Consider the following 14,473-nt stretch of genomic DNA (forward strand, 5'->3'; position numbering starts at 1 on the left):
TTCGGAATGCTACTTCACGTCCAGGGTCCCGCGTTTGGGCCATGCGACGATTGAGGTACGCAGACCTTTTTCGCCGTTCGCCAGCAACTTCGTGCGGACCTCATAGGAATATTTGCCTGCCGGCGCGAGCTTTTTCCTCTGATCCTGCCCGTCCCAGATGAGGTGAACGGAGACCGTCTGTCTATTGCCGCCATTAGCGGCAGACGATTGCGGCTGGATCTCCTGACGCTCGGAAAGAAAACGCAGGGAGGTCTTCGACGGAGAGCTGATGAGCGAGGAGACTTCCAGCACGGTGGCGCCCTCTAATTCTTTGGGAAGCTGTACAGTGACGGAAAACTCAAGCGGGCCGTTTCCTACGGAAAAGGGGGTCGGTGTGATCGTCAAGTCCAGGATCTTGAGCTCCGGTTCCGGCCGGGGTACGCGCGGCGGTTTCGTTTTGGCAAATCCGTCGGCGGGGAGGACTCCGATAAGGCCGATGACGCAGCATAGCACCAGAGAAACGAGCGCCAGATGTCCGGCAGTGCGTCTATCGATGGAGGTGGTAGTCGAGGGCCGGGAGACGACGGCCGCAGGTTCATGATAATTGTGTGTCATGTAGGGGGGATAACACAGCCCTTCCAGGCTGTCAACGAAAGACCTGAAGCGATTGCCGTTGGGTGACGCGTTGGGTAAGATGGGCGGCCTTTTAATCGGCCCTTGATGAGGAGCGGCGTGGGACGACACCTGCATTTCGATTGTTTCTCCGGCGTGAGCGGCGACATGGTGCTCGGCGCCCTTGTCGATGCGGGGCTTCCACTTGCCAATCTGGTTAGGGAGCTGAAACGACTCAAGCTGGCCGGGTACCGGCTGGAGCAGCAGCAGGTTCATCGCGGAGCCCTGCATGCGACAAAGATCAACGTGGTGATCAGGCAGGGCTTCGATCGGCCGCTCACGCTGGCACGCATCCATCGCGTGCTGGCCGCCAGCACGTTGCCTGCAGCGGTGAAAGAGCAGAGCCGGGCCGTGTTTGATCGGCTTGCGGAAGCGGAAGGGCTGGCTCACCGGGTGGCGAAGAAAGACGTTCATTTCCATGAAGTGGGCGTGATCGATTCGTTTATCGATGTGGTCGGGGGCGTGTTGGGCTGTCACTTGCTCGGGGTGACGCAGGTGACGTCGTCACCGGTGAATGTGGGCGCAGGCACGATTCGAACCGCGCACGGGCTGTTGCCGGTTCCCGGCCCCGCTGTGGCGGCGCTGGCGAAGGGGATTCCCATCTATTCGGACGGGCCGCGGTGCGAGCTGGCGACGCCGACGGGCATGGCCTTGTTGCGTACCCTGGCGTCGTCGTTCCGGCCGATGCCGGTCTTGGAGTCTGCGCAGGTCGGCTATGGAGCGGGCGATGCCGATCCCGAGGGCTGGCCCAATGTCTTGCGGGTGTTTCTTGCCGACGAACAGGCTGCGGTGATTCGCCCCACTGACGTTGTGGTCCAGATCGAAACCAATCTCGACGATCTGACGCCGCAGGCCTATGAGCATGTGATGGATCAGCTGTTTTCGGTCGGTGCGCTGGATGTCACCCTTACGCCGGTCATCATGAAACGCAGCCGGCCCGGTGTTGTGGTGAGCTGTCTCGCCGCGCCGGAGAAACTTGATGCGGTGCTGGAAGTGCTGTTTCTGGAGACCACGGCGCTGGGTGTGCGATTGCAGGAATTGGCCAGGCAGGTGCTGGCTCGACGATTCGTGGCTGTGAAGGTGCCCGGCGGGACGGTGCGGATGAAAGTGGCGGCGATCGGGGCCGGTTGGGAAAAGGCCGCGCCGGAATATGTCGATTGTAAAAAGATTGCCGGACTCACCGGACGTCCCCTCAAAGACGTGATGGACGACGCGCGGCTGGCCTACGCTCAGCTCACCACGCGCAAAGGCCGGGTACGCTCGTGACCATTCTCCTCTACGCGCTGCTGTTTATCGTGTCTGTCGCCGTGACGCTGGGTGGCTGCGGGCTCTTTACCAATGCCATTGAGTGGCTGGGGAAGCGCCTCGGGATTTCCGAAGGGGCGGTGGGGAGCATCTTTGCGGCGATCGGGACGACGTTGCCGGAAACGTCGATTCCCGTCATCGCCATTTTCTTTGGAACAAGCCGGCAAGAGGCCGAGGTGGGCTTGGGCGCGATTCTCGGGGCGCCCTTCATGCTCAACACGCTGGTCCTGCCGATCCTCGCGGTCCTGCTGGTGCTCTATGCGCGGGCGGGCAAGCGCACGGCCCAGTTTCATCTCAACTACAGTGAAGTCCGGACGGATCTGACCTTCTTCTGCATCAGCTATGCGGTGGCTCTGGCTTGTGTGTTCGTCCCCTCGCGCACGTTGCATCTGGTCGCGGCTGCCGGCCTGATCAGCCTGTACATCTACTATATGAAGATCAAGTTCAGCGCCGTGGATGAGGAAGGCGGAGAAGGCGGACTCGAACCGTTGTTGTTCGCGAAGCAGGCTCAGACTCCCTCGTATGGCATGATCGGGTTGCAGGCGGTGGCCGGGTTGGGTGGCCTGATTCTCGGCGCCCACCTCTTTGTGACCGCGGCAGAGACGATGGCTGCCGCCCTTGCGATCTCGCCGCTGGTCCTGGCGTTGCTCATCGCCCCCTTGGCGACGGAGTTGCCGGAGATGTCGAATAGTTTTCTCTGGCTCTACCGCAAGAAAGACCGGTTGGCGGTCGGAAATGTGACCGGCGCGATGGTGTTTCAGGGCACATTCCCGGTCTCCGTGGGGTTGATCGGCACCGAGTGGGCCTTGGCGCCCTCGGCGTTGCTCGCGATGGTGCTGGCTGTCGTCGGGGCAGGGCTCTGTCTGCTCCAGATTCTTGTCCACGGGCGTTGGCAACCGTGGTTGCTGAGTGCGGGCGCCATCCTTTATATAGGGTACACAATCTATTTGTATGTCGGTGGATGAGGCGTGATGAAAGCGAAGCAGAGCAGGATGGAATTGGATGAGAAGCCTTTGCTCGGCATCACCATGGGCGATCCCGCCGGGATCGGACCGGAGGTGATTGCCAAGGCTCTGGCCGGACGCGAGCTACAGAAATTCTGTCTGCCGCTGGTGGTCGGATCGTACCCGGTGATGGCGCGCACGGTCAAAGCGTTGCGGTTGAAGCTGAATGTCGTGCGGGCCGATGGCCATGATCCGGCATCGGCAAAGGGGAATACGGTAGTCGTGCTGGATCCCTTGGAACGGCCGCTCAAGAAGTTTAAGCCCGGCGTGGCGGCGGCTGAGACCGGCGCGGCCTCCGTGGCCTTCATCAAGAAAGCGGTCCATCTGGCGGAGCTCGGGTGCATCGACGGCATCGTGACCGCGCCGATCAATAAAGAAGCCATCAACATGGCGGGCTGCCATTACCCCGGTCACACGGAATTGCTAGCGGATCTGACCAAGACGCAGGAATCGGGCATGATGATCGTGGGCGGCCCGCTGCGCATCATGTTCGTGACGACGCATGTGGCGATCAAGGATCTGCCGAAGCTTCTGACGAAGGCCAAGATCGAAAAAGGCATTCGCCTGGCGCATCGGGCGCTGACGGAGCTCTATGGCATCAAGCAGCCCCGCATCGGCGTCGCTGCGCTGAACCCCCATGCGGGGGAGCATGGGCTGTTCGGTAATGAGGAGGCCCAGATCATTCTTCCCGCGGCCCGCGCGGCTCAGGCGCGAGGCATTCTGGCGAGCGATCCCATGCCGGCTGACACGCTGTTCGGTAAAGCCGCCAAGGGGCAATATGACGGGATCGTCGCGCTCTATCATGACCAGGGGCTGATTCCCTTGAAGCTGGTCGCCTTCGGCACTTGTGTCAATTTGACGGTCGGGTTACCGATCATTCGTACCTCGGTGGATCATGGCACGGCCTTCGATATTGTCGGGAAGGGCATTGCCGATCCCGGGAGTTTGCTCGAGGCGGTGAAACTCGCGGCGGTGCTGGCCGCCAAGCGAAAGGCGAAAAGCCCAATGCATCAGACAGCGAGGCAACGATGACAGAAGACGGAAATCGGGGACTCGCCATCGTTCAGCAGCAAGTCAAAGAGCTGGATGCCATTGCCAAGCAGACGCTGGAAGATCTCAACACCGTGGCCGGGACCGAGCGGGTGGCCAAGTGGAAAGCACGCACCGTGGCGTTGCTCACGGACGCGATCGGGGCCCAAGCCGTCCAGAAATTCGCCGCTATTCAACAGGGCCCGTCGTTCACCAACGATCTGGTCGAAGAATTTTCCGATCTGATCGACTCCTACCGGACGCCGCTGACCGCGCTCGCCAAGCAGTTGGCGCAGGTTGCCCCTCGTCCGCCCAGCGGGACCTAGCTGGTGGATTTCCCCGACCTTCCTCCTGCCAACAAGCGTCTCGGCCAGAACTTTCTCATCGATCCCAACATCGTTCGTAAAATTGTTGCCCTGGCGGAGGTGACTCAGGAGACGCAGGCGCTTGAAATCGGACCGGGGCGTGGCATCCTGACGGAGGCCCTGTGCAAGGCAGCGGGGCAGGTGACTGCGGTCGAGATCGATCCCCGGCTGCACGCCTATTTGGCCGGACGGCAGGCTGAGTTTCCGAATCTCACCCTGGTGCTAGGCGATGCGCTGATCTATTCCTTCGCAGAGCTGCCGGTCGGTACCGTCGTCGTGGCCAACCTGCCGTATTACATCTCCACGCCGCTGCTGTTCAGATTGCTGGAGCACCGCGATCGGATTCCACGCATGGTGCTCATGCTGCAGAACGAAGTGGCCGATCGTCTGGCGGCGAAACCCGGCACGTCGGATTACGGCGTCCTCTCCGTGATGACGCAATATGCCGCTGACATCACAAAGGCCTTCCGCGTCTCCGCCCAGTGCTTCCGGCCCAGGCCGGAAGTCGGCTCCGCCGTCGTGTTGCTGCGGACGAAAGAACGGCGGGAGCTGAATCGGGAGGAAGAGCCAAAGTTCGCTGCGCTGGTGAAAGCCGCCTTTGCCCATCGCCGGAAGACGCTGGTGAATTCGCTGAGGGATGAAGGGTATGACCAGGCGCAAGTAACTGAAGGGCTTGTCTCACTCAATCTCCCGCCATCCACCCGGGCAGAGGTGCTGGCCCTCGATCAGTTTATGCGGCTGACCAGAGCCATCGCTTCCCGGTATTGAGCCGGTCCTGTGCGGGGCTATGCACCGGTCAGAGACCGGTCCTTTGTTTGAAACGATTCCGCCCCTGTGTTAGCATCCGCGGCATGGGTGTTACCACGTCCTCGAAGCGGGGCGAAGCCCGCCGGGCCCCGTCTCCTCCCTCCCACATCCAGCGCGAAGTGATTGGGGTGGTGCTGATCGCGTTGAGCCTGCTCACGCTCCTCAGCCTGCTTTCCTTCGTGCCGGGCGAGGCAAAGACGGTGGCAGCGGGAGCGCCTGCGGCCAATCCTCCGCGCAATCTGATCGGGTCGTTCGGCGCGGTGCTCGCCGGCGGCTTCTTTTTTCTCATCGGCGGCGCGGCCTACCTCTTTCCCCTGCTCCTCGGCCGGGTCGGCCTGCGGTGTTTTTCGCAGAGCCCGGTCAGCATCCGCTTACGCACGGCGGGGAGTTCCCTCGCGGCGGTGCTCTTTCTCAGCGCCTTTCTTCATCTGGAAGCCACTGCCGTTCCGACCTTGACCAGTGGGCTGGTCTACCGCGGGGTTGCGGGAGGGATATGCGGCCAGGTCCTGGCCGAGGGGCTCCGGACATGGTTTGCCAGCACCGGAGCGCATATCTTGATCATTGCGGGATTTCTCGTCTCCCTGCTGTTTACGACGCCGCTCTCCCTCACAGAAGTCGTTCAAGCCCTTCCGGCACGCTGGGCTGCTCTGCGCGAAAGCTTATCCGCCTTAATTCCTGAACGGGCCGAACCGGTCGTTGTCGAGACGGCGAACCGGCGGCAGCGAGGCAAAGCGGCCAAGTCCGGGCGCGACCAGGAGAGCGCGGAGCCGGTCCCTGTTCTTGTAGAGGAGGCCGTTTCAAATATTCCCTCTGAGCTGCCTATCATCCAACCGCCTCTGCAGCCCGTCACGTCATCTACTGAAACGCCACAATCGGAGCCGGAGATCGTGTCGGTGTCCGTTGATTCGGGGGACTATCAACTGCCGGATCCGGATGAGTTGTTGAGCGACCCCACCGGACCGATAACCCGGATGTCGGACGAGGACCTCAAGGCCCAGTCCGAAGTGCTCACGCGAGCCTTGGCGAGCTTCGGCATTGAGGGTAAGGTTACGGAGGTGCGGCCAGGTCCGGTCGTGACGATGTATGAGTTTGAACCGTCGCCCGGCACTAAAGTCGCCAGGATTGTGAACCTGGCCGACGATCTGGCCCTGGCTCTTAAAGCGACGAGTCTGCGCATTGTGGCCCCGATCCCAGGGAAGTCGGTGGTCGGGATCGAGGTGCCCAATCTTTCCCGTGAAACGGTTTCCATGAAGGAAGTGGTGATGAGCGAGCCGTTCAGCCGGGCGCGCTCGAAGCTGACCATGGCATTGGGAAAGGATATCTTTGGCGCCCCGGCGACGGCAGATCTCAAGACCATGCCGCATTTGCTGGTGGCTGGCGCCACCGGGGCCGGCAAGAGCGTCGGGCTCAATACGATGTTGTTGAGCATCCTCTTTTCAGCCCGGCCGAGCGAGGTAAAGCTCTTATTGATCGATCCTAAAATGCTCGAGTTTTCGGCGTACGACGGCATTCCCCACCTGCTGAGGCCGGTCATCACCGATGCGAAGTCTGCTGCAAGAGGGTTGGGGTGGGTGGTGGCCGAGATGGAACGCCGGTACAAACTGCTCGCGGAAGCGGGTGTGCGGAACATCGATGCCTACAACCGCAAGGTGGCCGGGCTGCATGAGGTCTTTGCGGAAGAGGCGGCTGCCGCGAATCAACCGGAGCTGCCCATGCAGTTCCTGACGGAGGAAGAGCGGCTGGCCGCCGGCGAGTCCACCGATCCCGAGGTCAATCCGGGGCCGCGCGACCGTCCGACTCCGCCCGAACCGTTGCCGTATATTATCGTGATGATCGACGAGCTGGCCGACCTCATGATGGTGGCCCCCAAGGATGTGGAAGACAAGATTGCGCGGCTGGCCCAAATGGCCAGAGCATCGGGCATCCACCTGGTGCTGGCCACGCAGCGGCCGTCGGTGGATGTGTTGACCGGCCTCATCAAGGCCAACTTTCCCGCCAGGATTGCGTTCCAAGTGTCGTCGAAAACCGATTCCCGCACGATTCTCGATGCGAACGGCGCCGAGGCGCTTTTGGGGCGCGGGGATATGCTGTATCTGGCCTCAGGGACCGGACGGCTGGCCCGCCTGCACGGATCGTTTGTGTCGGATGACGATGTCCGGCGGGTGGTCGAGTTTGTGAAGAAGCAGGCGCTGCCTAAATACGATCCCGAGCTGCAATCGCTCAAGCAGGAGGAGGCGGCGGAGGAGGAGGCCAAGGACGAGGTGTACGAACAAGCCAAGGAGCTGGTCCTCTCGACCGGCCAGGCTTCCGCCTCGCTGATTCAGCGGAGGCTGCGCGTGGGCTACCCCCGTGCGGCGCGCATGATCGAGCAAATGGAAGCGGACGGGATTGTGGGCGCCGCAGGCCGTGACGGGCGCCGGGAAGTGCTGGGTCGGCGAGGGCCGGTGGGAGCGGCTGAAGCATGAAGTCTATTTTGATGCGGGTTGTCGCAGGTATGTTCTGCATCGTCGTGGCCGGCACCGTGTGGGCGGCCGACGCCGCCGTGGACGACAAGGCCATGCAGGAAGTCAATGACGTGGTGAAGCAACTCCAAGCCCGATACGAGAAAACCAAGGATCTTCAGGCCGACTTCACTCAGCAGACCAGAATTGAGGGGTTTGAGCGGCCGGTGACGTCCTCAGGCAAGGTCTATATCAAGAAACCGGGCCGGTTGCGATGGGATTATCTCGATCCGGCCACCGAGCAAATCTATGTGAATCAGGACGATGTCAAGGTCTATGTGCCGGAGCACAAGCAGGTGCTGGTTGGGAAATTAACGCGTATGGCTGCGTCGCAGGCGCCGCTCGAACTCCTGCAGGGGGCAGCCAAGCTGGAAGAGTCGTTCACGATCGCTCCCGCGACAGGGAAAGAGCGAGGGGTGGGGGGGCTGCGGTTGCTCAGTCTCACGCCCAAGGGGCAGGAAGGTGACCAGGCCAGGCCTGTGCAGCGAATTATTGTAGAGGTGTTCCCCAAGACGTATTTTATCCGAACCGTTTGGCTCCATGAGGTCAATGGCAATGTGGCGACGTTTGAGTTTTCGTCGCTGAAGCCGAACACGGGACTGGGAAACGACGTCTTCGAGTTCAAAGCGCCGCCCGATGTCGAGGTGGTGAAAGCTCCGGTGCTGAACTAGCCGGCTGTGATGCGGGACTTTGGCGTGACTATTTGTGAGGCAGGTGAGCGATGATCATGCAATCAGAGAAGAAGAGTGTCGTGACGGACATGATCGATCAAGCCGTGGCGGCGCTCGATTTTGACCAACTGCACAAGACCTATTGGGAACAGAACGAATTTCTGGTGATCAAACAATTTCTTTCGCGGCGATTCGTGGAAGACGTGCTTGTGCCGCAAGCTCACGGGCTGCAGACGAGTCTGAATCGGAACTATATTCCAGGGCACAAGAAAGGAGGCAGCGTCAGCTACTATACGGTTCTGGAGAAAGGCCCGCTGTTTCTCGATCTCTATCGGTCGGCATCCTATCGCGACTTCCTCAATCGGCTGGTGCATGCCGATCTGTTGCTCTGTCCCGACAACGACCCGCACTCCTGCGCGCTCTACTACTATACGGAGCCGGGGGACCATATCGGGTTTCACTACGACACGTCCTACTATAAGGGCGCGCGCTATACGATTTTATTGGGATTGGTCGACCGGTCAACCCGATGCAAACTTGTGTGCGACCTATTTAAGGACGATCCCGCGAAAGAAACCCGGCATCTGGAACTGATCACTGAGCCGGGCGATATGGTGATCTTCAATGGCGATAAGCTGTGGCATGCGGTGACCCCCTTGGGAGAGAACGAGGAACGTATCGTTCTCACCATGGAATATGTGACGAATCCCGAGATGGGGAGGTTCAAACGCCTCTACTCAAACCTCAAAGACTCGTTTGCCTACTTTGGCTTGAAGACGGTCTTCAAGCGGGCCCTCTCCGGTCAGTTTCCTTCTTCCTGATCCGTCTCTCATATCTTCCCCGATTTCTGGCTTGATCCACCCCTCCGATTTCCCGGAGAACGGGAAGCCTTGCAATATGTTGTCTGAAACGTCTTGTGGACGAGTCTTGGCCGGAAGACGCTTTCGAAACGAGGGCCGGCCCTGGAAGGACTCGCGAGCAATAAAGTAACGGACTGACCCGGTTACAAGCGGAGAGTCCGGGTGTGGCTCTGGCGGGCCCCTTCTTTTCACCGTTCGAGTTAATATCCGCACCCAGTTCGGGATTCAAGCGGGGTCGATATGTTCACCCGCTGCTGCAGCGCGGGTTTCTCCGGCGGTTGAGGCGTCGTAGCAGCCAGGCGCTGGCCCGGGAATTTCTGTGAGTAAGGATTCGCTCTCCGAGGGCGTCCTGATTTCAATTCTGCGGTTCGTTTCGGGAAGGGGCCTTTGTTGGCGAGTTCCATTTTCTTGATTTCAGCCAGCAGGGCTCCTTCGACGAGCCAGGCCAGTGTCGTTTGAGGGGTCCAGTACACGACGTCGCGCAGGTGGTCGACAAGATGGGAGGGGAGGGTAATCGTCAGTCTGGTCGTCTTAGCCTGGGAAGCAGCCCGGGATGATTTCTGGGGAATGATAGTGTGCTGGCGTGGTTCCTTGGCGATAGTACCGGGCTCATGTCGGTGGGATTTGCCAATCAACATAGGAGTCCTTTCGCATGCTGGTGCATGATCAAGATGGGCTGAAATGTTGCTGGAATGAGCTGTACGCTTGCGAGGCCGACAAGCGTTGAGTGGAAGGAGTAGGCCGTGCCTCCTGGTGGAGGCACGGCGCTCATGGCCATGGTCAAAGGCGTCGGTGTGCTGCCAGATGGGCACAATCTAGCAGCGACAACACCATGTAGAGGGGAACCCTCAAGATCATGATGGAAGGCCGACGGCTCCAATCCATGCCATAGGGAGTTAAAGAAGTGCGACAAAGCTATGAGGGATTCATTCGGCAACGCCACATCCATTACGAATCACTCACTTTTCTAAGCCGGTACGCTATCTCTCTTCAGCAATGGGCGTACCAGCATGCGGAGTAGGTCAATGGCCGTGCCGAATGGCTAAGCGGTTGATTTCTTTAATGCTGGCAATAGATTGCGCACGGGAGTTTAAAGTAAGGAATAAGAATTAATTACGGTGGTGTATCTAAAACGGTTCGAAGATTATCTTCTTCGATACAGGAGAGGGTTCTAAAACGCGAGAGTCTGGAGGAGCGGCCTGACTTCTATTGGTGCAGATGCTTGAGGGCAGATGCGCACAGAATGATGAAGAAGCCCATCCAAAGGGCTGCCCGTTGATAGGGGATGACTTCGTATTCGATTTCGGCATCGTCATCTTCATCTGATTTGAAGATCACGGTGTAGAGGAAGAGGGTCAGGAGGCACAATACGAGCCCGAGCTTAATAAAGAAAATGGTCAGATACTTCGCATTGTGTTGGATCCCCAGCTGAGTCTGGGAGGTCATCACCTGATTGACATAGTGGAGGTTGACTCCGCCGGTAAACAAGAGCACCACCAGAAGGATGCCGGCCACTTTCCTATAGTGCTGATAGAAAATGTCGGTGATGGGCTTGATCTGCTCTTTCGCCACGGCCTTCTTTAATCCGGGGGTCACGGCCATGACCAGGAACGCGAGGCCTCCGATCCAAATCACGGCGGACAAGAGGTGAAACCAGTGATTGACGATCGGGATTAGCGTGTTGAGATCGGTAACGATGCTTTGGAGGGCGTCCATAGTGACTAGATGAAGGCTCGAGACGATACAGAAATCGCCGCGAGGACCCTACTCTTTCCCCTTCATGTCAAAATTGAAGACCGGGGCATCATTCCCAAAACGCTTTTTCCGCAGCTCTTCCATCAACTCGATGGTCACCAACGGGACATTGTTCTCGCGGGCATGTTTTTCTACGCCCTTCTTCACCATCGCCCGCAGGAAATAGGGAATGCGGCTGAGTCTGAGCGAGGAGGCCTCGTCCCAGGCGACTTCCGTCTCTTCCGGGGTGTTGAAGGCGACTTTGATTTTTTCCCCGCCCTTGGGCGTGTAGAGGCACCATTCGTCTTCGTCCAGCCAGTCGCCGTGATCCACATAGGGACGAGCCCGGCAGCCTCCGCAGATGTCCGTGTACTCACAGTCGCCGCATTTTCCCTTCAGTTGCGGGTAGCGGAACGAGTTGAAGACGTCAGACTTTTCCCAGAGGTCTACGAAGCTGTTCTGTCTGACATTACCGGCCGAAAGCGGCATGTAGGGGCAGGGGGTCAGTTCACCATTTGGTGTCACTCGCGCGTAGTTCGTGCCGGCAAGGCAGCCGCCGCCCATGTAACCGGTGGCTTTCGTAATCGGCGAATTGGGATCTTTCTCGTAGGCCAGCCGCTTGAAATGCGGCGCGCAACGGGCGCGGACCAACATCCCTTTGTAGTTGTCCTGACAGTCGATCAGATAGCCCAGGACCTCTTCATACTGAGCCGGCGTGATGTCGGTGAGTTCCTCGCCACGGCCGGTGCAGACCATGAAGAAGACATTCAGGACGCGGGCTCCAAGGTTGTGAGCCCATTCAAGGACGGCGGGCAATTCCTGATAATTCATGGGCTGGGCGCTGAAATGGACTTGGAACTGCAACCCGTTGCGTTTGGCAGCCTCAATGCCTGCGACCGCCGCTTCCCAGGCTCCCGGAACCCCGCGGAACTGATTGTGCTTGGCGGCATCCAGCGAATCGATGCTGATGCCGACGCCCATCACCCCGATCTCGACCAACGTCTTGGCCATCTGATCGTTGATGAGCATGCCGTTGGTGCCGAAGACCACCATGAAGCCGAGCTTCACCGCATGTCTGGCAATATCCAGAATATCCGGCCGGACCAGCGGTTCGCCGCCCGTGATGACGAGGAGGCAGCCCTTGTTCACTTCGGCGATCTGATCGATGAGCTTGTAGCACTCCTCCGTGCTCAGCTCGTCGTCTCCGCCGGCCGCCTTGGTGGTGGCGTCGAGGTAGCAATGATCGCATTTCAGGTTGCAGCGCTTGGTGAGGTTCAGCGCGACAAGGTAGGGCTTGAAGTCGTCAACGGTCCGCCCGTCATGCACCCCCTGGCCCTGAGTCGCGGGGGTGAAGAATTTGGTGATCTGCTGTTGGAAAGATCCCAGCGAGCCCGTCATGGACGGGATGTTGAGGATCGGGAGTGATTTGCCCATTAGTGGCTGGCCCCGGACTTCGACCCGGTCAGATTGGCAATCATATCTTTGAGATTGCCGGTTTTCATAGCGTCCGCCATGTACCCTTTGGCCTGTTCAATGCCCTCGGTCGCCACTTCGATGGTAATCAGGGTTGCGCCGATCTTTTCCGCATGCTTCTCGATCAATGCCTTCGTGCACTCGCGCATGAAGCCTTCCGGAGCGCGCTCCAGGCGCGCTGTCGCGTCGGCGGTCCAGGTGTAGGGAGAGGCGGCTTCAACATGGCCGTTCCCATTCCCTTGGCCGTTCCCGTTCGTCCCATTGGCGACGGCGGCAAGCTTTTCTTCGGCTGCCTGTGACGTGCCTGCGTCCTTGTTCGCGAAGATCGGCTGATAGTCTTCAGCTGCCGCTTCCTTAATCATGGGCGCGGCATATTCGAGCGTAATGGTCGTCATGCCGAGCTTGCGGGCGGTCTTTTCAATTTTCGCCTTCGCGCGGCGGCGTTGAAAACCAGCCGGGACGGCGCGAATCGCTTCCTTCGCATCCTTCGTCCACTGCATCGGCACATCGTCGTAGGCGAGATCGGTTTCCAATTCGCCCTCGGCTTTTGCCGCGGCATCAAAGATCGTCTTATCAACCTGTTTAAAGCGATCACCTTCAGCCGCGCAGACCGGACACTTCACCGGCGTTTCGCCCTTACCGATGTAGCCGCAGCCGTCGCAGACAAAGTAGTTCTGACTCATCCGGTCGAGGTAGGCCTGTGTGGAGGGGCTGTTCGTCGGCTTTTCCTCGACGACCTGGGTCATCATCCCGCTGAGGGTGTTGCCCATGAGGTCCTTCGCCACTGAATCGTCCGCCTGCATCTTGTCCCGGTCGATCCCGGCTGCGTCAAGATTGCCGCCCAGCGCGCGCATGGCGTCCATGGCGCCTTTGGGGAGGATATGGCCGACGGCTGAATCGACGACGGTGTTGCTGATGATCGTATGGCCCTTTTCGATCGCATAACGGTGAATCGCCGTTTTCGCGACGCCGCGGGCGAAGACCGGGATCTTTTCCATGCGGCGGAGGGCTTCTTCCGTCCAGGCGATTGTGTATTCGGCCTGGGTGTCGATCGGCGGAACATACTTGCGATTCGAGACCAGCACGTTGCAGGCCGCGCTTCGCAAGAGGTTTTCGGTGTTGCTGCCGATGTCCATGTCTTCGTCGCTATGGACACCGATGCGGCCGACGATCAGCAGCCAGGGCGTATCCTTGCGGACGTATTGAATGATCTTTTCAAAGGCCTTGCCGTCCAGGAGCGTGGTCTTCACGTCCGTCTCTTCGGCCTGGGCAATCTCACGGGAAATATCCAGGTGCGATTGGTAAATCTTGGCCAGCCCGCTGTCGATAATTTCCTCGTGCAGCTTTTCCTGCTCCTTGAAGCGGAAGACTTTTCCGGCTTCTTCGTTCAAGACGCCGGAGATGCTGTGGAAGGCGGCATAATGGAAGTAGGGATCAAATGCGGAGATGACTTCGACGGGGCGATTGAAGGCCTTGCCCAATGACAGGCCCGTCATCAACCCGCCGAACGAGTAAGGGCTGCCGTCCACCGCAACCACGATCTTGCCGTTGTTCATCGGCTCGGTGTTCTTGATGATGAACATGTCCGAGTTGCGGATGCGGCGGATGACGCGCTCGGTGTTGCTGCCGATCACGCTGTCCTTTACCGCACCGACGCCCAGCGCGCCCATGATCACCAGATCGTAGCCGTTGGTATTGATGTCTTCGACCAGCGCCTTCCAGTTACGGCCCTCAAGGGAGCGGCGCTCGACCGGGAGATTGGCTTCGTTGCACTTTTTATCGACGTAGTCGAGGTAGGAGTCCGTGATGATCTGCAACCCGCGCGTAATCAGCGAGTCGTGGATCTGCCGCTGGCGGTCCAGTTCTTTCTCGTCATGGTATTCCTCGGGCAGCCCCGCTTCCATTTGCTTGAAGCGCTTGTCGTGCATTTTCGCCGCGTAGACGTGGCTGCCGACAATCTTGGAGCCGAAGGTTTTTGCGAACTCGACGCCGACATCGACGGCTGTATTGGAATGGTCGGAATTATCGACCGGCACATAGATCGTCTTATACATTGAGACGCCTCCTCTAGGC

General features: G+C 59.4%; 13 protein-coding genes. 8 read left to right on the forward strand and 5 right to left on the reverse strand.

Features of this window, described 5'->3' with window-relative positions; genetic code table 11:
- Positions 1-9 precede the first annotated feature (9 nt).
- Complete coding sequence (locus ACO9S2_RS09545; protein WP_423721777.1) at positions 10-594, reverse strand: hypothetical protein; 585 nt, start codon at positions 592-594, stop codon at positions 10-12.
- Between the two features lie 117 nt (positions 595-711).
- On the opposite strand from ACO9S2_RS09545, the gene larC reads away from it, so the two are divergent.
- The 8 genes from larC (at position 712) to ACO9S2_RS09585 (ending at position 9,154) form a co-directional block, all read left to right on the forward strand.
- Positions 712-1,917 (forward strand): nickel pincer cofactor biosynthesis protein LarC, encoded by a 1,206-nt coding sequence (gene larC / locus ACO9S2_RS09550; protein WP_423721778.1) that lies wholly within the window; start codon positions 712-714, stop codon positions 1,915-1,917.
- A complete protein-coding gene (locus tag ACO9S2_RS09555; RefSeq protein WP_423721779.1) occupies positions 1,914-2,921 on the forward strand; it encodes a sodium:calcium antiporter in 1,008 nt (335 codons plus the stop codon). The genes larC and ACO9S2_RS09555 overlap by 4 nt, the downstream gene beginning before the upstream one ends.
- 6 nt (positions 2,922-2,927) lie before the next feature.
- Positions 2,928-3,992, forward strand: a complete 1,065-nt coding sequence (gene pdxA / locus ACO9S2_RS09560; RefSeq protein WP_423721780.1) for a 4-hydroxythreonine-4-phosphate dehydrogenase PdxA — start codon at positions 2,928-2,930, stop codon at positions 3,990-3,992.
- The gene (locus ACO9S2_RS09565; protein ID WP_423721781.1) at positions 3,989-4,315 is read left to right on the forward strand and encodes a hypothetical protein; all 327 of its coding nucleotides are present in this window, start codon (positions 3,989-3,991) and stop codon (positions 4,313-4,315) included. Before pdxA ends, ACO9S2_RS09565 begins: the two co-directional genes overlap by 4 nt.
- 3 nt (positions 4,316-4,318) lie before the next feature.
- Complete coding sequence (gene rsmA / locus ACO9S2_RS09570; RefSeq protein ID WP_423721782.1) at positions 4,319-5,122, forward strand: 16S rRNA (adenine(1518)-N(6)/adenine(1519)-N(6))-dimethyltransferase RsmA; 804 nt, start codon at positions 4,319-4,321, stop codon at positions 5,120-5,122.
- A gap of 83 nt (positions 5,123-5,205) precedes the next feature.
- Positions 5,206-7,626, forward strand: a complete 2,421-nt coding sequence (locus tag ACO9S2_RS09575) for a DNA translocase FtsK (protein WP_423721783.1) — start codon at positions 5,206-5,208, stop codon at positions 7,624-7,626.
- Positions 7,623-8,333 (forward strand): LolA family protein, encoded by a 711-nt coding sequence (locus tag ACO9S2_RS09580; protein WP_423721784.1) that lies wholly within the window; start codon positions 7,623-7,625, stop codon positions 8,331-8,333. Before ACO9S2_RS09575 ends, ACO9S2_RS09580 begins: the two co-directional genes overlap by 4 nt.
- Before the next feature lie 50 nt (positions 8,334-8,383).
- Positions 8,384-9,154: a 2OG-Fe(II) oxygenase gene (locus ACO9S2_RS09585; protein ID WP_423721785.1), complete on the forward strand. Its 771-nt coding sequence runs from the start codon at positions 8,384-8,386 to the stop codon at positions 9,152-9,154.
- A gap of 239 nt (positions 9,155-9,393) precedes the next feature.
- On the opposite strand, the gene ACO9S2_RS09590 is transcribed toward ACO9S2_RS09585, so the two are convergent.
- From ACO9S2_RS09590 to ACO9S2_RS09605, 4 genes are all read right to left on the reverse strand, one after another.
- Positions 9,394-9,831, reverse strand: a complete 438-nt coding sequence (locus ACO9S2_RS09590) for a hypothetical protein (protein ID WP_423721786.1) — start codon at positions 9,829-9,831, stop codon at positions 9,394-9,396.
- A 568-nt stretch (positions 9,832-10,399) separates the two neighbouring features.
- A complete protein-coding gene (locus ACO9S2_RS09595) occupies positions 10,400-10,909 on the reverse strand; it encodes a hypothetical protein (protein WP_423721787.1) in 510 nt (169 codons plus the stop codon).
- Positions 10,910-10,957: 48 nt separating this feature from the next.
- Positions 10,958-12,361, reverse strand: coding sequence for a radical SAM protein (locus tag ACO9S2_RS09600; RefSeq protein WP_423721788.1), 1,404 nt, complete (start codon positions 12,359-12,361; stop codon positions 10,958-10,960).
- Positions 12,361-14,454, reverse strand: coding sequence for a universal stress protein (locus tag ACO9S2_RS09605; protein ID WP_423721789.1), 2,094 nt, complete (start codon positions 14,452-14,454; stop codon positions 12,361-12,363). The genes ACO9S2_RS09600 and ACO9S2_RS09605 overlap by 1 nt, the downstream gene beginning before the upstream one ends.
- Positions 14,455-14,473 lie beyond the last annotated feature (19 nt).

The sequence above is a fragment of the Nitrospira sp. NS4 genome (assembly GCF_049546785.1).
Classification (GTDB): Bacteria; Nitrospirota; Nitrospiria; order Nitrospirales; family Nitrospiraceae; genus Nitrospira_D.